Annotated in this window: 13 protein-coding genes and 2 tRNA genes; 8 read left to right on the top strand and 7 right to left on the bottom strand. The window is 52.3% G+C overall.

Translation table 11 applies throughout. The features are described 5' to 3' along the window. Positions 1-129 precede the first annotated feature (129 nt). Both MCM46_18910 and MCM46_18905 read left to right on the top strand, forming a co-directional pair. Positions 130-1,455, top strand: coding sequence for a hypothetical protein (locus MCM46_18910; protein MCG3113879.1), 1,326 nt, complete (start codon positions 130-132; stop codon positions 1,453-1,455). 180 nt (positions 1,456-1,635) lie between these two features. Next, on the top strand, positions 1,636-2,430 hold the full coding sequence (locus tag MCM46_18905; protein ID MCG3113878.1) for an NAD-dependent epimerase/dehydratase family protein: 795 nt from the start codon (positions 1,636-1,638) through the stop codon (positions 2,428-2,430). Between the two features lie 6 nt (positions 2,431-2,436). Here the strand turns inward: MCM46_18905 and MCM46_18900 are convergent, their stop codons facing one another. Beyond that, on the bottom strand, positions 2,437-2,985 hold the full coding sequence (locus tag MCM46_18900) for a YIP1 family protein (GenBank protein MCG3113877.1): 549 nt from the start codon (positions 2,983-2,985) through the stop codon (positions 2,437-2,439). A 235-nt stretch (positions 2,986-3,220) separates the two neighbouring features. On the opposite strand from MCM46_18900, the gene MCM46_18895 reads away from it, so the two are divergent. Then, complete coding sequence (locus MCM46_18895) at positions 3,221-4,522, top strand: bifunctional folylpolyglutamate synthase/dihydrofolate synthase (GenBank protein MCG3113876.1); 1,302 nt, start codon at positions 3,221-3,223, stop codon at positions 4,520-4,522. Then, on the top strand, positions 4,519-6,711 hold the full coding sequence (gene lptD, locus MCM46_18890; protein ID MCG3113875.1) for an LPS assembly protein LptD: 2,193 nt from the start codon (positions 4,519-4,521) through the stop codon (positions 6,709-6,711). The genes MCM46_18895 and lptD overlap by 4 nt, the downstream gene beginning before the upstream one ends. A 64-nt stretch (positions 6,712-6,775) precedes the next feature. Here lptD and MCM46_18885 read toward each other — a convergent pair whose 3' ends face one another. Both MCM46_18885 and MCM46_18880 read right to left on the bottom strand, forming a co-directional pair. Continuing rightward, the gene (locus tag MCM46_18885; GenBank protein MCG3113874.1) at positions 6,776-7,585 is read right to left on the bottom strand and encodes a M14 family metallocarboxypeptidase; all 810 of its coding nucleotides are present in this window, start codon (positions 7,583-7,585) and stop codon (positions 6,776-6,778) included. Further along, positions 7,586-10,894, bottom strand: a complete 3,309-nt coding sequence (locus MCM46_18880) for a fused MFS/spermidine synthase (protein ID MCG3113873.1) — start codon at positions 10,892-10,894, stop codon at positions 7,586-7,588. It lies immediately after the preceding gene. Between the two features lie 175 nt (positions 10,895-11,069). Here MCM46_18880 and MCM46_18875 point away from each other — a divergent pair. The 4 genes from MCM46_18875 to MCM46_18860 all read left to right on the top strand — a co-directional run bounded on the left by MCM46_18875 (position 11,070) and on the right by MCM46_18860 (position 18,026). After that, positions 11,070-11,145: transfer RNA gene (locus MCM46_18875), tRNA-Lys, on the top strand. Positions 11,146-11,612: 467 nt separating this feature from the next. After that, positions 11,613-13,283 carry a hypothetical protein gene (locus MCM46_18870; protein MCG3113872.1) on the top strand — a complete coding sequence of 557 codons (1,671 nt, stop codon included), beginning with the start codon at positions 11,613-11,615 and terminating at the stop codon, positions 13,281-13,283. Between the two features lie 1,280 nt (positions 13,284-14,563). Next, positions 14,564-16,840 (top strand): ATP-binding protein, encoded by a 2,277-nt coding sequence (locus tag MCM46_18865; GenBank protein ID MCG3113871.1) that lies wholly within the window; start codon positions 14,564-14,566, stop codon positions 16,838-16,840. After that, positions 16,818-18,026, top strand: a complete 1,209-nt coding sequence (locus MCM46_18860; protein ID MCG3113870.1) for an ATP-binding protein — start codon at positions 16,818-16,820, stop codon at positions 18,024-18,026. Before MCM46_18865 ends, MCM46_18860 begins: the two co-directional genes overlap by 23 nt. 92 nt (positions 18,027-18,118) lie before the next feature. Here MCM46_18860 and MCM46_18855 read toward each other — a convergent pair whose 3' ends face one another. From MCM46_18855 to MCM46_18840, 4 genes are all read right to left on the bottom strand, one after another. Beyond that, on the bottom strand, positions 18,119-19,504 hold the full coding sequence (locus tag MCM46_18855; GenBank protein MCG3113869.1) for a DegQ family serine endoprotease: 1,386 nt from the start codon (positions 19,502-19,504) through the stop codon (positions 18,119-18,121). Between the two features lie 452 nt (positions 19,505-19,956). Continuing rightward, a complete protein-coding gene (locus tag MCM46_18850; GenBank protein MCG3113868.1) occupies positions 19,957-20,733 on the bottom strand; it encodes a hypothetical protein in 777 nt (258 codons plus the stop codon). A gap of 342 nt (positions 20,734-21,075) precedes the next feature. Next, positions 21,076-21,151, bottom strand: a tRNA-Phe gene (locus tag MCM46_18845). A 57-nt stretch (positions 21,152-21,208) separates the two neighbouring features. After that, positions 21,209-21,505 (bottom strand): hypothetical protein, encoded by a 297-nt coding sequence (locus MCM46_18840; protein ID MCG3113867.1) that lies wholly within the window; start codon positions 21,503-21,505, stop codon positions 21,209-21,211. Positions 21,506-21,543 lie beyond the last annotated feature (38 nt).

The following is a 21,543-nucleotide window of genomic DNA, read 5'->3' as shown; positions in this document are numbered from 1 at the left end:
ATCAATTCTGCAATCCGCTGCAATTTCGTCATGACCTCGAAAGGGCTCTCCATCCCCCAGTTCGTCCCTTTATCAAAGGTACATAGGTTGCACTGTTACCTAAAAGAAGTACAGTCGGGAGGAGGATCAATGAAAAAAGGTTTTATAAAACAAGCAGTCCGTTATTTTGCAGTCGTCCTTATTATTCCTACCCTCATTTCCTGCGGGTCCAGCGGCGGTTCCAATTCGGAGAAGGACCCTGCAACCCCTTCTTCCCTCTCCAATGAAACACCCCCCGCCACCCCCGCATCGACAGGGGAGCAGCCCCCAACGGAAGGGGCCACCCCGACAGCGACTCCGGCCTCGACGGCGACGGCGGTTCCGGTCGCTCCATCGGTCCCGATCGCCGATCCCGCCCCGGAAACCGATCCGGTGACTGAAGACGCAGGGGGCGGCCCATCCGACGGAGACGCTCGGTGGCAGGCGCTGGGGGCCCGTGTGAACGCGGCGCAACGGGGAGTGGCCGTCTGGTTGACCCTCGCGACAATCGAAAACGCTCCGGTCGTGTCCTGGGAAGAAGACGGAAAAATTTACACCGGTTTTTGGAACGGCACCGAATGGGACGTGGAAGGCCCCTTGAATGTGAACCCCAATGAAGCCGCCACGCTTCCCTCCCTCGCATCCGACGGAGAGCGGCTCTTCCTCACCTGGATTGAAGGAAGGTCGCTCTATCTGGTCAGACGAGAGGAGGGTGCCTGGTCGACCGTCGCCGTTCAAACGTATCAGGACGGTTGCGGTCCGGCCAATGCCGCCTTGAATGTTCGTCAGGGGGTTCCGACCGTCGCATGGGATTCCTTCTGCAGCGACAGCCGATACGCCAGCACGCGGGTCCAGCAATGGGCCGGCGCATGGGTCGATCTCGGCGGGGTCGGATCACACTACGCCGATGCCCCCTCGCCAAGGAAGTATGCGCTCGGCGCCGACGATCAGAACCTCTCCCTTGCCGTTCTGATGCAGAACGCCGCTTCGGAAGGGATCGAATTGGCCCTTTTTCATCGCACCGGGGAGAGTTGGCTTTCCGCCGGCGGCCCGGCCAATGATCCGCTGACTTTTTTCTCCTCCACCTTCTCCCTCGCCTTCGTTCAAGACATTCCAACCCTTGCGTTTCAGCAGGGGGGAATTCAGGCAAGACAATGGAATGGGGAGGCCTGGGTCACCCTCGGCTCACCCCTCTCCGAAGAGGGCGTTGATCCCGCGTTGATGGAAGTCAAAGGGGAACCGACCCTCGCCTTCGGCGGATCGAGTGTGGAAGTTTGGCGTTGGAACGGCACCGCGTGGACCCGGAAGGGGGAGCCCCTGAATGAAACCTCCGGCTCTTTTTCTTGGTCCACCTCGCTTGCCGCTTCGGGCCAACGGCTCTATGCCGCCTGGATTGAAAATGGTTTTGTCTTTGTAAAAGCCCTTCCGGTCCAATGATATGATATATTGTTTACCCGGCATACCGCCGTGAATACCGCCAGGCATCCTCCCAGGCATACTCATTGACGCGCGTCCTCGAAAGCGTTACGCTCTGACCGTTGAAAAGATCGGAATGGACGGGACAACAAGGAGGTCGCTATCGAATCTGTCCTCATTATCGGATGCGGATATGTCGGGTTGCCGTTGGCAAAGGGGTGGATCGAAAAAGGTTTCAGGGTCTACGGCACGACCCGGAGAGTTGAAAAAGCCGATCTTCTCAGGAGAGAGGGGATCGAGCCGATCGTCGTCGATCTCTTAAAACCTCCTTTTCGACTCCCGCAGGCCGACTGGGTTTATTTCCTGGTGTCGGGATCGCAGGAGGAGACCCTTCCCCGCGCCATGACCCATACGATCGCCGCGCTCCTGGAAAACCGGCCCAGTCGGTTTATCTACACCAGCAGCACCGGCGTTTATGGAGATTACTCCAACGGGTGGGTCGATGAATCGTCTCTGCGCCGCGCAAAACATCCCGCCGGGGCGCGTCTGATCGAAACGGAGGATACGCTCTTTACCGCCGTCGAAGAAGCGCAGTTTCCGGGGGTGGTCGTCCGGCTCTCCGGAATCTACGGACCGAATCGAATTCCCGGACGCGATCAAGTTCTAAAACGGGGGACCCTCCGCGGCCGACCCGAAAGTTACCTGAATTTGATCCATCTCGACGACCTGATTCCGCTGCTCCTGGCGACGGCCCCCTTAACAAAAACGGGAGAGTGTTATCTTTTCTCCGACGATCATCCGGTCCGGCGGGGGGATTACTATGCTTTTCTTGCAAAACGGCTCGGCATTTCCGATTTCGCTCCTCTCTGGAATTCGTCCGATGAACCGGCGGCCAGTCGGAGATGCCGAAACCAGAAAATGAAGGAGTATTTCCAAATCGACTTGAAATACCCTTCTTATCGGGAAGGGTTAGGCGCCCTTCTCCCGTCCGGATAACTTTAGCTACGGCGTGGGTCCTGTCTGACTGGCGACCCCGCCGCCGACGACCATGACAAAAATGAGGACCGCAATCTGAATCACCCACCCGACGACGCAGACGCCGACGGCGCGCAGGGTGCTCTGATAATCAAGGGCCTGTCTTACCGCCACCACCATGGCGATCAGCATCCAGATCGAAGACCCCATCAAAACAATGCCGCTGACGGCAGGGAGGAAGCCCAATACCCGGAGCAGGCCGGGGGCGCTGGCGAATCCGAGGGTCCGGAGCAGCTCTCCATGGTCCGCCCTGGTCTGCGGCTCCGGAAGCATCTTCGTCCCGATCACATAGATCAGAAAGGCCCAAATATACCAGCCGATGAGGGCCGCCACCGTGCCGAGCGCCAGCCGCCCGATTCCTCCCCCCTGACTCATCGTTCCGATTCCGGCCGCCAGGCTGGAGAGGACCACGACCCCGATCGCCTGTTTCATCGCTCCCTTGTCGGCTTCCACCTCTTCATAGAGATTCTCATCGAGCTGCGCTGCGCGAATCATCCGATCTACAAACTGACCCATCGACCCTCCTTCACCGAATACCGATACGAAAACGACGATCCACCGTCCGACACAGAAACAAAATGATTTTGGATAATGACCATACCAAAAGAGCCGGTCGGAGTCTAGAGGAATCGTCGGAACAGAGGGATGAAGACGCTCTCTCCCGGCTGGATGGAAGCCGATGACACCCGGAGTCTTCTTGAATTCGGCGCGCGGTTATGATAAATAAGAAGGCCAATCCACGTGGGGAATCATGTCTTATACCGATGCACTCGACTACCTCTACCGCCTGCAGTGGCACGGCATCCGCCCGGGCCTGGAGCGGATGGAGCGCCTTCTCCGTCTGATCGATCATCCCGAGCGAAAATATCGCTCCGTCCATATCGGCGGAACGAACGGGAAGGGCTCGACCGCCGCGACCGTCGCTTCCATTCTGAAACGGGGAGGATACCGCGTCGGCCTCTACACTTCCCCCCATCTGATCGACTTCTCGGAACGGATTCGCATCTCGGGAAAGCCGATTGAACCGGACCAAATCGTTCGACTGACGAACCTCTTAAGAAAACGAATCGAGGAAGAAGAGCCCGAGCTGGCCCTTTCCTTGACCTTTTTTGAGTTCACCACCGCGATCGCCTTCCTCTACTTTGCGGAGGCGAAGGTCGATCTGGCGGTGGTGGAGGTCGGTCTCGGGGGACGATTCGATGCAACCAACCTCCTGGTGCCGTTGGTGACCGCCATCACCCATATCGATCTCGATCATGAACGTTACCTGGGGGTGACGATCGTTCAAATCGCGTCTGAAAAAGCCGGGATTATCAAAATGGAGGTCCCTCTGATCACCGGGGCCGCCCAGCCCGAGGTCCTCGCCCTCTTTGAGCAAGCGGCCCGATTGAAGGGGGCGCCGCTCCTCCGCCTTGATCACGAAATCAACGTGGAAGGGGACCGCCCGGAGGGTTTTGTATATCGGGGAGAGCGCGCGAGAACGGTCCACTCTCCACTGCTTGGACGGCACCAGGTGCGGAACACGGCGGTCGCCCTGGGGATGATCGAGCAGCTTCAAGCGAAGGGCATCGCTCTTTCAGAGGAGGCGATCCTCGAAGGAATCCGAGAGGTGGAGTGGACCGGACGGCTGGAAGTGATCCGGCGGCGGCCGCTCATTCTTCTCGACGGCGCCCATAACCCGGCGGGAGCGAGGGCGCTGGCCGACTTTCTCAGAGAGGTCGATTCCTCGCGGCGCGGAAAACACTGGCTGATCGCCGGAATCATGCGTGACAAAAATATCCGCGACATTCTGAACCCGCTTCTCCCCTGGGTCGATGAGATCGTCCTGACCCGGCCCGACATCGATCGGGCGGCCGAGCCCGATCTCCTGATCGCCTCCATTGAGAAGGGGTCGCCGGTTCAAACCGTCCGAGAGCGGGTGCCCGACGCGATCGACTACGTCGAGTCGAACCTGCGTCCGGAGGATACCCTCGTCATCACCGGATCGCTCTATACCGTCGGGGAGGCCAAGGCGGTTTATTCCGGAACCGTTCCCTCCCTGCTACGAGGATGATCCCTCGCTCCGGAGAACTGCTTCGTTCCCTTTACAGGGGAAGCGCACTCATTTGGTTTTTTGGACTTTTCGGCTTCCCATCAAAGTCCTTCTCCCTGATCCTGCTGGTGATCGGTTTTCTCCTTCCCGCGACGGCTTGGGGGCTTCCCCAAGAAATGAACGAAGCCGTGTTGGGTCGCCCGGAAGCAAACGAGCCGATTCAACTCGACGCCGACCGTCTTGAATATCGGCGGGAGGAAGATCTTTTCATCGCCGAGGGATCGGTGGTCGCGATCCAGGGACCGCTTCGGATCGAGGCCGACGCCATCAGACTCGATAATCGGACCGGCCGACTGATCGCCGAGGGAAACGTCCGCTTCACCGACGGTGACGACCGTATCGACGCCTCACGGGTCGAACTCGATGTCAACACACAACTCGGCGTCCTCCACAATGCCGAAATCTTCATCGAGGTCGAAAACTATCACATCGAAGCGGACAAAGCCGAGCGTCACGCACTCGATCGCTACCTCCTTGAGAATGCCTATTTTACCGCCTGTGACTGCATCGAGGACCCCGATTGGCACATCCGCGCGCAGCGCCTCCGGCTTCAGATCGACGGCTATATAACGGCGCGCAATGTCGTCTTCTACGCAAACGAGGTTCCGATTCTCTATCTTCCGTATCTCCTCTATCCGGCGAAGACCGAACGCCAAACCGGTCTGTTGATTCCGCGAATGGGGTACAGCTCTCGCGACGGGTTCCGCTACAACCAAGACTTCTTCTGGGCCATTTCAAAAAGCCAGGACGTGACGTTCAATCTCGATCACCGCGGCGCCCGGGGGGACGGCGTGGGACTGGAGTACCGCTACGTCTTATCGAAGTTCTCGCGGGGGCACCTAGAAACGAATTATTTTTACGATAAAGAAGACCAAGTCGGAAAATGGGAAATCCGCTACAACCACGAACAGCGTTTTACCGATCGGATCAACGCCAAGATCGATGTTCACTACGTCAACCAACAGGATTTTTTCCAGGAGCTCTCGGACGCCACCGACGAGCGGGCGCAGCAGAATATCGAATCGAACCTCTTCGTCACCTATCGCGGGGACGAATCGTTCACCTATCTTCTCGGCCGGTATACCCAAGACCTGACGACGCCGAGCAACAGCACCACCGCGCAGCGTCTTCCAGAGGTCGGCTACAGCCTGATTGAGCATCGTCTCGGCCAATCACCGGTCTACTTCAACTTTGAGAGCAACGCCGTGAACTTCTGGCGCTCGGAGGGACTGACCACCCAGCGGGTCGATCTTTATCCAAAGCTTTCCGCCCCGATTTCCCTTTCCGGGGCCGGAACACTGACCCCCTGGGCCGGGATCCGGGAGACCTGGTACAGCCGGGGAACGACCGAGGAGCCGGTCAGCCGGGAGATTTTTCCAACCGGCCTTCATTGGGAAGAGCACCTTTCCAAAGAGCGGGGAGGGAGCGTTCACCTGTTGAGCCCGTCACTCATGTATGAGTATATCCCGGTGGAGGACCACCCCGACGTTCCACAATTCGACGAACTCGACCAGCTCCAAGACCGCAACGCGGTGACCGCTTCGGTGACGCAGCGTTTTATGCGGCGGGACGTGAAGGGAGTGATGCAAGAAAGAATCTACCTTCGATTCACCGAGACCTACAACCTGCGGGACGCCCGGTCGGATGAAGAAGACACGGATCCCTTCTCCGATTTTCGCGGCGAGGCGGTGGTTCACTTCACCGATTATCTCTCTCTCGGTTTCGACGCCTTCTATGACCTCTACGATCGTCGCTTCTCCTTCTGGAACACCGATCTGACGATCAACCTCCCCCCATATCTGATCGCCTCCCTTGGACAGCGCTACACGCGGGGAGGGACCCTTCCGCAGCGGGGAGACCTCTTCAATCCGCTCTATCTCGGCGATGAGGAGGCGGCCCCCCGCATTCAGTTCTGGACGGAGAAGATCGTGATCCGAACCCCCTGGGGGGTCAGCCTTGCCAGCCGCGCCTACTTCGACGCCGAAACAAGCAAGTTCGTCGAAATCGCCTACGGCCTCCAATACGAAGACCAGTGCTGGGGAATCACGGTCACTTACCTGGACCTCCGCACCCGAAACGAGTTCTCATTCATGTTCACCTTGAAAGGGCTGGGGGCCACCGGATCGCGGAAGTTTGCCAGCATCTTTTAGGGGCAATGCGGCATGGCGAATGCGGATTACGGAGTAATTAAGGAGAGAAGCAGGAAGTCAGAGATCACGCGGAGAGTAATCTCTCCAGCGCCGTTTTAAGGGCGATGAGATGGATCTCGACCCGCTCCTGCATTTTAAGATGCACCGGGGTCTCGGAGGTGATGACGTGGGAGGTGCCGTTCATGTAGAAGTAGAGCGCCTGCGGCCACTGCCGCTTCCGAGCGAAGCGCCGTTTAAAAAAATCAGAGGAAACATCGGGGCTGATTAATCCCTTTTCGGCCGGGGCCCCTTCGATTTCGGTCTGAAGATTGATCGGATATTTCTTCGCCACCCGCCGGATGATCTTCCGGCCGACCGCTTGGGCCGGACTGCGAAAAACCTCGTACATATAAAATCCCGGCGTGTCGATATCCTCATGGAACTCGACATCGAGATCAAACCTCTTCCCATCGATGACCTTTTTGACGAAGCGTATTTCTGCGGCGGGCCGCTTCCGGACATACTGCCGGTTGAGATCTATTCGAGACCCGTTCTCACGTGTGTGGTGCTCATACCCGAACGGGTTGATGCAGGGAAAAAGGATAAACTGAAACCGGCCAAGAAGCGCCGGCCGGTTCCGGATCATTTCGATGACGGCGAGGATCGCCTCGACGCCGGCCGGCTCATCGCCATGAATCCCTCCGGAAAGGCAGATCTTTTTTTTCCCCCGACCCTCGGGGGTCGAAACCATCCAAAAAGGATACCGATGAGGATTGGCGCGAACCGTTCCGAGGAGATGGGCCTCTATCCCTTTTGTCTCCTTTACCGACCGGAGCATCCGCTCGATCGTTTCCGAATAAGAGCGGACTTTATGTGTCGGCGCAATCGACCCCATTTAAGAGACCCCCTTCGGCTGTTTTAACCGATCGAGGGTGCGCTTGGCCGCCTCAATCCGGATATCTTTCGGGTCGAGCGGAGAGTGCGAAATGAATGTTTCCAGTGCCTGCCGGGCCGAAGCCGTTTGCCCCCTCTCTTGATAAGCCAGACCGAGATAATACTGCACCATGCTTCCGGAGGCCTGATTCCCAAGTTGCTCCGCCGCTTTCTCCAGCTCGACGCTGGCCGGCTCGAACATTCCCAAAATGAAGAGACCCGTTCCGCTGTAGAGATGGCTCAACGGGGTTGCCACCAATCTGTTGAAAAGGAGCGCCATTCGCTCTTCCTCCGGAATCTCGATTCCATTTTTCTTTCGCCATTCGATCTGCTTGGCATAAGGGAGGGTGGAGAAGCGCTTCGGCTCCATCTCCAGATCCTTTCGCCAATCGTTGAGACTCGTGATAAATCGGCCCAGCGCCTGGCTGGCCTCTGCTTCTTTTTTCAGCTTACCAAAAACGAGACTCTGATAGTAGTAGACGAACGGCTCCGAGAAGACCCTTCCTTGCTCGAGCTCATCCAGCGCCCTCTGATACTGGCCGAGATAGTAGAGATTGACGCCATGATAAAAGGCGGCGATCCGCTTTTCCGGATGGTCCTTGCGTAGGCGAGACAGAAGCGGCTCGGCTTGATCAAACGCCCCTTGCTCCTGGTACAACTTGGCCAGACTCAGGGAGGCCTCCGCATGCGAGGGATCCTTTTTCAGAGCGGCCTGCCAGGCGCGGAAGGCGCTGTCGCGATCTTCCTGTTTCTGAAAAAGCGAGCCCATCAGCCAATCCCCCTCGGCGGACGGATGGAGAAGAAGCCCCTTTTGGATCATGTCGCGGGCGTTGCTCTCTTTTCCATTCCGAAGGAGCGCCTTGGCGATGGCGAAAAACGCTTCTCCCTTTGCGCTGTTGGATTCCGCCGGATCAATCAGATAAAGCTCGCCGCCGCGCGACGCCCCTTTCATGTCGGCCATATGAATCGAGAGGGTATCTTCGAAAAGCGACTTCGGCGTTTGGAACTCGACGACGGTATAATCGTCGGTGTTGAAGATCCCGTCGCCGGTGTAACGCTCGATCTCGCCGGGCCCGAGAAGAAAATAAGCCCAGAGATCATAAGGAGAGTAGACCTCGGCCCGCGCGAGATCGTTTGCAACGGCATGGACCGCCATCCGCCGGGCGATCTCCTCCCGGTCAATGACGATTTCGCGATCGGAGCCGATCAGGATCAGATCGCCGGCGTCTGTATAAAAAATAAAGACGTGCGGAAAAACGGAATGGAAGGTCCGGATCACCGCCTTCAGTTCCGGCGCCCGGATGCCGTAAAAATGAATCCACTGAGCGAAAATTCCCCCCGGACGTAAACGCGATCGGCCCAGACGAAAAAACTCCTCCGTAAAGAGTTTGGAGGAGCCGCTTCGCCAGGGATGCGACGGCTCGGAAACGATCACGTCGAAGCGCTCTTTCGAGAGGATGAGGTAGTTGCGCGCGTCGTCGACCACGATTTGAACGCGCGGGTCCTCGAGGACACTTCCGTTGAACGGATCGAAGAAGCGCGACGCCTCGACGACCGCCGGCTCGATTTCCAGGGTGACAAGCTTCGAGAGGGGATGGGTCGCGATGGCGCCGGTCGTGATCCCGGAACCGTGTCCGATCGAGATGACCTCCTTTGCCTCCGGCGCAAGGAGCATCGGGAGATGGCCGACAAGCAGCTGCGTCTTCATGTCGCCGGTGGTGGAGGCATTCGCCTTGCCGTCGATCGCCAGGGTGAGATGAGGGTGCTTCGCCAGGGTCGGGTGCTGAACCACCGTGACGGTGGACGAGATTCCCTCTTTATAGAAAAGAAGATCGAGGGTCGATAATTTCCCGAAGAGCTCGCTCGACATCTGCAGCGGGTTCCAGGCCGGGGTCGAGAAGCCGACGACAACGAGAAACGCGCCGACCCCGCCGACCGCCCAAAGGCGCGCCTCTCCGATTTCGCGCATCTGCATCCAGAGAAGAAGGCTTAAAATGGCGTTGGTGAAGATGGCAACGTGGAGGCTTTTCTGAATGCCGAGCGCCGGGAGGAGGATAAATCCGACCGAGAAGGAACCGACGATCGTTCCGACCGTATTAATGGCATAGGCGCGGCCGACGATCGACCCCAACCCGGTATCGATCATCGGTTGGTTTTTTCGTTTAGGCTCTCGAGAGGAACTCTCTCCCCGGGTCAGAAGATGGATCACCAGCGGGAAAACCCCTCCCATCAGAACGGTCGGGATCAGCATCACGGCGGCGACAATGAAGAATTTGGAGACGGAAATAATTCCCCCCTCCGAGTGGAAGATTTCAAGGAGCTTGAAGAAGAGAACGGGGAGGAGGGGAAAAAGAAATTCCCCCCCGAAAGCAAACAGCGCGATCCCCCCTTGTACGAGGGCCAGCAAAAGAAGGGGGCGCGAAAACCGCTTCAAGAAGAGGGAAAAGAGAAAGCTCCCGATCGCAAGCCCCATGAGAAAGGTGGCGAGCATGGTTGCAAAGGAGTAGAGGGTCGACCCGAGGATCAGGGTCAAGATGCGCGTCCAAACCACCTCATAAATCATCGCCGCAAACCCGGAAAGGGCGAAGGTGATCAATAAAATCCGCCGCGGTGATTGCGGATGTTTCGGCGCGGAGACCGGCGTCCTTTCGGCGGAGGTCTCGACAGGGACGATTCGATGTTTTCCGCGCCAGATCGCAAGAAGACCGACCGCGCCATTGAGCGCCGCCGCAAGAAGTACCGTTTTGTTCAGACCCAAAGCGGGAAGGAGGACAAACCCGGCCCCCAAAACCCCGATCACCGCCCCCAACGTATTAAAGGCATAAAGAAGTCCGACCCCTTTTCCGACCTCGGCATTATTTTTATAGAGGCGGGCGAGCACAGGGAGGGTTCCTCCCATTAAGGCGGTCGGAAGAAGGAGGACAAGCACAGCCATGACAAACCGGACCAAGCTGAAAATATAGAACGAGAAGTGAAAGAGACCGTGGAGATACTGATAGATCGGAATCAGCGAGGAGAGGAGGAACGGAACGAGAAGAGCGTATCCTCCGATGCCAAGCTCAAGAAAGCCGTAGATGCGCAGGGGATTTGAATAGCGGTCGGCGCGCCGGCCGAAGAAATCGCTCCCCAGCGCCAGCCCCCCCATGAATGCGGTCAGGAGGGTGGAGATCGCAAACATCGATGCGCCAAAAACCAAGACCAATTCGCGCATCCAGACCATCTGGTAGATCAGCGCGGTGACGCCGGAGAAAAAGAAGAGAATAGAAACCAAGTTGGATGCCTCCCCCCAAAAATGAGCCCCTTATCATAGTCGATCTGACTGGAAATTTCAAACCGACTTGAACGATAGAAGTTGACACCGGTTCCGAGAAATGTTAAAAAAGATCTTCACTTTTCCGATCTTTTCAGACCGAAGAGATCGCCTTGTCATTCATAGCATACGAAGCGAGCCGCTAGCTCAGTTGGTAGAGCACCGCCCTTTTAAGGCGGGTGTCCTGGGTTCGAATCCCAGGCGGCTCACCACGCCCCTCAAATCACTTCGCATTTTCTCCCAATTAGTACTCAGTTGTTTTTTGTCTTTTATACCCCGAAAAAAACGCCGAAAATGTCGTATTCATTAGCGTTCTAAGAAAAAATTTAATGATATTTTAATTTGACAATCGGCTTTTTTAATGTATATTCAACTTATTGTATAGTTTCCTCCGGTATCTGATTGTTTTTGCGACCTTGTCTGGAGTTGAAGATTGAATAACAACGCAGAAACAAGGGCAACAAGCATATCAAGACCAACACTTCCTTCGCATTTATTTATTTCTTTCTTTCAATTCTTAAATTTACAATCCTACAATCCTCATAGCCTATGTTCTTATCAAACTTAAGATACCGATGTATTAGTAAAGCTATTTATTTATATGGATTTAATTCAAGATGATGTTCCTGAAGTGGAACTATTCTTGCTGAAATCAGTTTGAGCATTAAGGATTAACTGTATGAATAAACACGATCGCAGAACGTATTTTCGAGTCAGAGAGATACTAGAAATACGACTCATACTGAGAGAGTCCGATACTCGCAAAAAGAAAATCTTCACAGGCACGGCAATCGATATTGGACTGGCCGGTCTCTCCGTTTCAACCGATCATACTCTCCCCCGAATTGATAAAGGTATTATTGAGATTAGCTTGCCTGATCCTCTAGAGCCCGTACAAGCCAGAATAAAATTTAAATGGGGAAACGATGAGAAACAGCAGTATGGCATTGAGTTCATTCATTCAGTTGATAATCAGCTGGGAGGCTGGGAAAAGTTCATCAGGAGCTCTAATTCATCGATTCCTGATAGAAGAGGAAAGGAAAAGAATCGAAGGCTGAGTGAGGAAAAACCGGCCGAACCTGTTTCTGATAAAAATAATAGAAAAATGATCCGCCGAATTACAGATCTCTGGCACATGGAAGCCAATAATGGAAAGAGCGCCGATCTCAGAAAAACGGATCTCGTTCCGAAACGAAAAGACATTGATTATACGGTTGCTGCCGCAAAAGCACGAAGAGAATGGTTAAGCGCCAAGACCGGTGTGGAATTTAATCATATCGGCGTATTCAGTGAAAATCCAAAAAACCTACAGGGAAACATCGAAAACTTTATAGGCATTACCCAGGTTCCTATTGGCGTCGCAGGTCCGCTCAAAATAAATGGTCAATTTGCAAAAGGGGATTTTTATATTCCTCTTGCCACCACGGAAGGCGCATTGGTTTATACATACTCGATCGGCATGCAAATTCTGCATATGTCAGGAGGCGTCACGACGAGGATCATTAAAGATGAAACGCACATTTCTCCACTGTTTACCTTTAATACTCTAAATCAGGCCCATCAATTCTGTTATTGGTTACAAGCCAATTTCGAGTTAATAAAAAAGCACGCTGAAGCAACAACAAGATACGGTAAACTTTTGAAAATAGAGCCTATTATCTATGACAAAAATATTACCGTAAAATTTTGCTATTCGACCGGCGATGCAATGGGCTTAAATATGATTAATTTTGCGACAGAAGCCGCATGTAAATTTATTGTGCCAATTGTAAAGCCTAAGCGCTTCTACATGCGTTCAAACTTTTCATCTATCAAGAAGATTTCTGCACACAACTTTTCATTTGGCATCGGAAAAAGTGTTATTTGTGAGGCGATCGTACCGAATAAGATTGTTAAAAGAATTTTCGAAATCACTCCAAAGGATATCACAACCTACTTTCATACCGCAATGTTATCAAGTGTCAATGCCGGAATGATAGGGATGAATGGACATGTTGCAAATGGTTTAACGGCTCTTTTTATTGCGTGCGGACAAGATGTGGCAAACGTCGTCGATTCTCACGTTGGAGTAAGCAACTTTGAGGAAACGGATGGAGGAGACTTATATTTAAGCCTTAAATTGCCTAACCTCTTCGTTGGAACTGTGGGTGGTGGAGCGGAGTTGGCAAGCCAGAGAGAATGTCTCGAACTCATTGACTGTTACGGAAATGGAAAGGTGGAAAAATTTTCAGAAATCGCGGCCGCCACATCACTGGCAGGAGAGCTTGCTGTTTGTGCCAATGTCGCGAATGGTAAATTTGTAAATGCTCACAGGACATACGGCAGAAAACAGAAAAGGCCCATTAAATGACCTCTTTTGACATTTCTTGCATCGGAACCGCCACCGTTAGCTTTCTAATCGGCCTATTTGTCTATCTAAAAAATTGGAAAGCACCCCTTAATAGAGCATGGGCCCTTTTTTGTCTAAGCGTCGCCATCTGGAGTTTGGGACTCGGGATGATGACCTCCTCAACAAATATCGAATCCGCTCAATTATGGATCCGGATACACTATTTTGGCGCCATCTTAATCGGCCCTTTTTTTATGGATTTTGTTTTCAGGTTGATTAATCAGGTCCGTAAGGAAATTCTATTTATTTCTTACTCAGCCGCCGGGCTCTTAGAGATTATTAATTTAAGCAACTTATTGGCTTATCCTGCTCCCCTCGCACCTTTTAATTATTATACAAAACCGGGCACCTTTTATTTTCTCTTTGTCATCTTTTTTATAACTTTAGTCACTTATTCTCATAAATTACTTTTTAATGCATACAAGAACACCACGGGTCAAATTCATAACCAGCTCAAGTTACTCTTCATTGGTGTTACCATTGGATTTTGTGGAGGCTCTACAGCCTTCTTTCCTGTTTTTAATTTGCCATTGTTTCCGTATGGAATTTATTTTGTTGCTGTATATACTGTTATTGTTGCTTATACGATTATTCAATATCGGTTTTTAGATATACGTACAGTATTTCATAAGACATTAAGCTGGTTGGCGATGTCGTCAATCATTCTATTACCGCTTATCAGCGGTCTGTATTTTACAAAAGACTATTTAACATCCTTATCTACTTCAAAATTTGCATTCCTTATCTCATTTGGTGTCGCCTTTTTAATCCCTTACACCAAATTTATTCAGCCGCGTATCGATCATCTTTTTCAGCGTCGCCAATATGATATGCAGAAGATTCTACAGGGAATGGTCAAAGAGCTCGCAGCACTTAAAAATTTGGATGACTTAATCACCAAATTAGCCACAACCATTCAGGGAGCACTTTACGTTTCAAGAATTATACTGGTTCTGTGGAACGATAAAGAGCAGAAATTCAAAGTGGTAAGAGGGGAAATAACTCCCGGTCATGGGCAGATTACCCCGGATCACCCTTTTCTTTCTTGGATGAAAGAAGAAGATCAAGTTGTAGAATTGGAAGAAATAGAACTCGATCCCAAACTTGAACCGATACGTCAAATAGCAAAATCATACTTCAAAACCTTTGATGCGAAAGTCGCTCTTCCTCTTATTCATGACGGAAAGCTCATCGGTATCGTCAACATCGGAGAAAAAGATAATCTTAAATCTTTCTCCAACATGGATCTCGATTTTCTTTCAAACCTCCGCGCCGAAGCGTCGATCGCCCTGAGCAACTCCCTTCTCTATGACGACGTCAGCAAGATGTCGGAGGAGCTTCGACAATGGGCGGGCGAGCTGGAACATAAAGTAGATGAACGGACCCGGGAATTAGCGGAAAGCAAGCACCAGCTCGAGGAATCCTACCAGAAACTTCAAGAGCTCGATCAAATCAAATCAAAGTTTTTCGCCAATATCAGCCATGAATTGCGGACGCCGATTACGCTGATTCTTGCCCCCACCGAAATGATGCTCAGCCGAAATTTAGGAAAGCTCACGAAAGATCAGGAAAAATATCTCACCATCATGCAAACGAACTCCTTGCGCTTATTAAAGTTGATCAATAACCTGCTGGATCTGGCGAAGGTGGACGCCGGCAAGATGGAGCTTTATTACAATCGAGCCGATTTTGCCAAGTATGTCAACGACGTCGTCTTCTCCGTCAGCCCGATGGCGGAGAAAAAATCGTTGGACCTTCGATTTACGTCTGAAGAAACGATTCCTGAATTCTTCTTTGACGCCGATAAGATCGAGAAGGTCATTCTCAACCTCGTATTTAATGCGCTGAAGTTCACTGACAAAGGGGAGATCACCGTTTCCTGTTCACGGCAGGAAAACGATGTGCTTGTCAAGGTGGCCGACAGCGGAATCGGGATACCGAAAGAACATATGCCGAAGCTCTTCAGCAGATTCTCCCAAGCGGACAGCTCCGCCAGCCGAAAATATGAAGGAACCGGCATCGGCCTGGCGCTCTCTCGGGAGCTGGTCGAGCTTCATCATGGAAAAATTTGGGCGGAAAGCGAAGAGGGGAGGGGGACGACTTTTTTGTTTACCATCCCCATCTATACCCGGTTGGAAGATGTCCCCGGGGCCTTGGACCGCCGAACCGAGATCGTTCCCGTCCCGGAAAAGAGGAGAGAAGAAGATTGGACCAAATCTCTCGAAACCCAGGCGGATTATGTCACGGCAGACATCGTAAGGGAGGCGGCCCCTCTTCCGGAAGAGACAAGCCGTACCGACAGCCGGCATCGCCTCCTCCTGGTCGAAGATAACCCGAACATGCTCAGTTATATCGCATCGCAATTAAAGGACGAATATCAACTTCTCTTCGCTAAAGATGGAAGAGAGGGGGTCGAGCGGGCAATGTCCGAGGTTCCCGACCTGGTGATCTCGGATGTGATGATGCCGTATAAAGACGGCTATCAGCTTTGCCGTGAAATCAAAGAAGAGCCGCGCACCTGCCACATTCCAATCATTCTTCTCACGGCGAAAACCGGCATTACGACAAAGATCGAAGGATTGGAACACGGCGCGGACGACTATCTCACGAAGCCTTTCAACTCGCAAGAATTGCGCGCCCGCGTTCGTTCTCTGATCAATCTCAGAAAATTAGAGCGTGAGATCCAGATTCGGAATCATCAATTGGAAGAGACGCTGCGAGAGCTCAAGGAAACGCAAAGCCAGCTGGTTCAATCGGAGAAAATGGCGGCCTTGGGCCTGTTGGTCGCAGGGGTGGCCCATGAAATCAACAACCCGATCAGCTTCGCCAAGGGGAGTCTTGCCATTGTCCGGCGCTCGTTGGAACAGATCAAGGTTGCGGATCGACTGAATCCCGCTGAAAGAACAGAGCTGTTCGAGGATATCGACATCTCCGTTCAAGTGATCAAAAACGGGCTCGACCGCACCGAGAATATCATTAAAAGCCTAAAAACCTTTGTAAGAAAAGATGAAGAGGTTCTGAAGCCCTTCGATCTTCACGAGGGGCTTGAATCAACCCTTCAACTCTTTCAACACGAGATCGCCCATCGAATTACGATCCGACGGGAATATGGAAAAGTACCATCCGTTGAGGCGATTCCTGGACAAATCAACCAGGCCTTCATGAATGTCCTTCAGAACGCGGTTCAGTCGATTCCCGATCAAGGAGAGGTGTACATCAAAACGGAGCAGGAAGGGGACCGCGTTCGGATCTCCGTCCGGGATACCGGCTCGGGTATTTCCGAGAAGGACCTTATCCATATCTTTGATCCGTTTTTTACCACCAAGGAGGTGGGCAAGGGAACGGGGCTGGGGATGACCATCACCTACAAGATTATCGAAAACCACCACGGAAAGATCGACGTGAAGAGCAAAGTCGGTTCGGGAACGGAGGTCGTCATTTCTCTTCCGCTGACGCAACCCGGCGTCCCGACGGAAAAAGCGGGGAAAGGGCTCTATGCCGGAAGCGCTCCGATATAAAGACTATCCGATTCTCTTTGTTGACGACGAAGAGATGGCCCTCGTCACCTTCAAAAATCTTTTCAAAAAAGAATTTACGATCCATACGGCCGGAAGCGGGGAAGCTGCGCTCGAGCTCATCGAAAGGCATCCCGAGTTGGCGTTGATCGTTTCGGACCAACGCATGCCGGATATGACCGGCATTGAATTGCTCCGGCGTATTTCGGTGAAGAGGCCCAACCTCATTCGGATGCTGATCACCGCTTATACCGAGATAGAATTGGTGATCGACGCAATCAACCGCGGAAAAGTATATCGATACATCACCAAGCCCTACAACGAAGAAGAATTAAAACAAACCCTAAAGCAGGGGATCGAGCGCTACTACTTGGTGAAAGAGCGGGACCGCCTTTATGCCGAAAAAATAGAAACATTCAAAAAAATGGCTCAAGCCAATCGGCTGACGGCGATCGGGATTCTGGCGGCCGGCATGGCGCACGAAATCAACAACCCCTTGGTCGCGATTAATACCTTTCTTCAGATGATTCCTAAAAAATATGACGAAGAGGTGAAAGACGAGGAGTTTTGGGATAAATTTTATGCCGTCGCACTGGGCGAAACCCATCGGATTCAGATGCTGATCAGTCAGCTTCTTCACTATTCGAAAACCCCCGAAGAAGAGGGGCTGAAATTAAACGGGGTGAATATCAACGATCTTCTTTATGAAACCATCACCTTTATTGATAATGAAGCAAAAAAGAAAGGGCTGACGATTCGGCAAGACTTCGAGCCCGATCTTCCTCTCTGTTATGTTGATCGGGAAAAGATACGGCAGGTGTTTTTAAATATCCTTCTGAATGCCATCCAGGCGACCCATGAGGGCTACATTCGGGTAAAAACATCCGCCGACTTCGATAAAAAAGACCACGCCTTCTTCCATGTGGCCGTTGAAGACACCGGTGTCGGCATCGCCGAAGAAAACATTCAAAAGCTATTCAATCCTTTCTTCACGACAAAACAAAATGAAGGAACCGGCCTCGGATTGATGATGTGCCATCATATTATTGAAGAACACCGCGGCAGCATCGATGTCCATTCGGAACTCGGCAAAGGAACGACCATGACCATCCATCTACCGGTCAATTTAACCGAATTCAACCGGAGAAAATCGGACCGCGCGTCACCTGCTCCCTCCGTCGATCAGTAGACCCAAGCCGCTCTTCGATAATAAAGTAAGAAAGGGAAACGAAAACGGCCCTCCCAAAAGGGGAGGGCCGTTTTCGTTGAAAGGTGCGCTTGTTATTTCTCGCTCGGCTTTAAGACAATAAAGAATGCCCGATTCTCCCGGCTGATTCGAAGGAGAACCGCTTCCGTCTTTTTGGTCTTTTCCATGATTTTCTTGAACTCGTCGGTGCTGTCGACCTTCTCGCGATTCACTTCCTTGATCAGGTCCCCTTCCTTCAGACCTTCCGCCTCCGCGGCGCTTCCGGGCTCGACCTTCGTGACGATGACCCCTTTTTCTTCTTTAAGCTTAAAACGCTCGGCGATTTCCGGGGTAAGGTCTTGAACATTCAATCCAAGAAAGACTTCGGGCCGCCTCGGAATGGCCGCCGTAACCGCCTCGTCTTTTCGCTCGATCAACTCGATCGTGACGATTTTCTTCTTTCCGTCCCGCATGATCTCGATGTTGGCTTTTCTCCCCGGGATTAATCCGGCGATCACGCGCGCCAACGAATTGGGGGTATCGACCGGCAAATTTTCGACCCTGAGGATGATATCGCCCGGCAGAATTCCCGCCCTGCTCGCCGGGTCTCCGTCGAAAACTTCATTCACCAGAACCCCTTCGTTCTCTTTCACGCCGAACTTGCTCGCCAACTCCGGGGTGAGGGGTTGGATCCCGACGCCCAACCAGCCGCGCGTCACCTTTCCCTTGTCCATCAACTGCTCTGTAATCGATTGGACCATGTTGGAGGGAATGGCAAATCCGATTCCCTGGGCGAAGTTGATGATGGCGGTGTTGATTCCGATGACCTCGCCGCGGATATTGAACAACGGTCCGCCCGAGTTGCCCGGATTAATCGAGGCGTCGGTCTGGATGAAATCCTCATATCGGGAGAGGTTGACATTTTCTCTTCCGAGGGCGCTCACCACGCCGACCGTCACTGTTCGATCCAACCCAAAGGGATTTCCGACGGCAATCACCCATTGTCCCACCTTGATTTTGGTGGAGTCACCCAGCGTGGCAAAGGGGAGATCTTTTGTCGCTTCGATCTTGACCAACGCAAGATCGGTATCGGGATCTTTTCCGACCACCTTCCCGGTAAACTTGGTCTTATCGGAGAGCCGGACCTCGACTTCGTCTGCATCCCCCACGACATGATTATTTGTTACGATAAATCCCCGTTTATCGACAATCACACCCGATCCAGAGCCGGGAGGAGCTTCCGGCGCTCTTTCACGCGGCGATTCCCGAGGCCCTTCATCAGGACGAGCGGGAGGGGCCCCTGTTTGAGGAGCAATATTCACCACCGTCGGTTTCACTCGATCGGCAAGGGTGATGAATATATTCTGGAAATCCTCCAGTAGCTTTATCCCGGCATCAGGGCTGTCTTTTGGCGCAGCCAGGACGGTCATTCCTGGAAGCAGCAAAATTACCAGAGCGAAGATAGTCACTCTCCTGAACATAAATTCTCCTTTCAAGGAAGTAAAAAGGTGGGGAAGAACGTGCTATATAGTAAAACATTTTATATGAAATGGTAAACTATTACAAGTATCCATTCGGCTTTGTAAAGACATCTTTTTTGATTGATATGATCAGACCTTCTGAGATAAGGTAGCAGACAAGGGTTGAAGCTCCCCGCCGCGGGGAATCTTTAAATGAAAAATGCGTATCACCGCTGATCACATCGTGAGCGAAAGCGGATCATGCGTTGCGCATACGTTTCCAAGGCAAATAGACAACGGCAGGGGGTGCATTGATGGGAAATTTAGTGCTGGCGCTGGCGGGAATATTTGTTCTTTTCGTTGCAGCCATTGCCTGTAAACCTCCGACAGATCCGAAAGATAAGTAATCCTAATTACCCCAAACGAAGATTTCATCTTCAGAAAACGTCTTCCTCAGTTCAGTGCCCCCTCATTTATTCAGCGATACTATAATTTATTTTATAATAATAGCTGTCCAACTCGGACGGCGGCAGATTCAAGCCGGCTTCGAACAGTCCAGATCCCTCAGGCAAGAGACACGTGTTGGTCGCGTCGCAGCTTGAACCCTTTACAGAGGCGAAATACGTTCCTACCACAAGCCCGTCCTTTATCGCGACAAAGCTTATTTTAACGGAGATTAACGGGTAAACCGAGTCATTCTTAATCAGCCCCCGAAGGGTCACCTCACCAAAAAAGTCGATCGCTTCAGTGACAGATCCGACGAGCATGACCTGTGAAGAAGGGACCCTTGGGACCGACGCCGTATCGACATCCCAACTAATGACGACAGAAGCCGATGCGGGAATCGATTCGAGAGATGTGTTAATCTGAAACCCGCCGACCTCGCCAGGTCCCAAACAGGAATCGGTTTCAGCAGAATGGATCGAAAGGGTTGATCCATGAACGTAGGTAAATTTGGAATCGATCAATTCACCGGAGGCATTTTCCGAGTTGATGACGATTTTGACCAGGCACGCCGGATCCTCGCCTTTGTTGATCAGCTCTCCAAGATAATGCAAGTTTCCAAGTGAATTGAGTTTTCGATTAATCTCGCCTTTGAGTTCAATCTTTGCATTTTGGGTTGGAGCCGAAGGAGGGGACGACGTTATTTGGGGTTCACCCGGTCCGACCCCCTCCAGTCTTGCACCGCCTCCTCCATCTCCACAACCGACCGAGATCAGCGCCACCACCAGAAGGACGAATTTTCGCATAGTCACCTCTTTTGCATCTTCTCTATTAATGATAAAGCGGGGGGGAGAGAACTATCAAGCGAAAATATCGAGCGTCATTCCTATGGAAGTTTCCATTCGTCGTCGACAGTGGGCCGAGACCACCGACAACGGACTGGTCATGATCTGATCATGAGGATCGTTTAGAGGTTTTGAGGCAGATCGCTTGGCGAGGTTCGGTACTGGATATCCCTTTTTAAGACTCCCCAATCGCCGGGCGGCAGAGAACTCGCCGCCCTGGCTTGGAAAGTCATAAAATTGTAAGTGGTGGAAATTAGGGTAGGTCGGTGAGAGTTGAAGCTAATTGTCAGTGCTTGAAAGAATTGGTGCCGAGACGCAGAATCGAACTGCGGACACGAGGCTTTTCAGGCCTCTGCTCTACCGACTGAGCTATCTCGGCAATGAGGCAGAAAGTAACAAAGGAAGCGCAGATTGTCAATAGTTATTGTTTGAAATGTTACGGCTTGACCTTGATCGCCTGAAGAAAGGCATAGTCGAACGGGTTCAACTCGTAGGGAACCTCTTCGATCTCTTCATCTTCGAGTCCCTCGATTTCAGCCTCATCTTGATCGGATAGGAGACGACTGAGGGATGCGACCACCAGATCGACCTGGTATCCCTCTTTTTCGATGTTCTCAAGGATTTTCTTGATCTGATCATTCTCTGCAAAGAGATGGCTGATCTTCTCGGTCAACTCTTTCACCAACCCCTGAAGACGTTCATTTTCAAATGGTTCTTCATCGTTTGGGTTCATCCGTTTTCCTTCCTCCATATTTCTAATATACAAAAGTC

It is taken from the genome of Candidatus Manganitrophus morganii, from assembly GCA_021651055.1.
Taxonomy (GTDB): Bacteria; Nitrospirota; Nitrospiria; order SBBL01; family Manganitrophaceae; genus Manganitrophus; species Manganitrophus morganii.
This window is presented reverse-complemented; position numbering and strand designations above follow the sequence as displayed.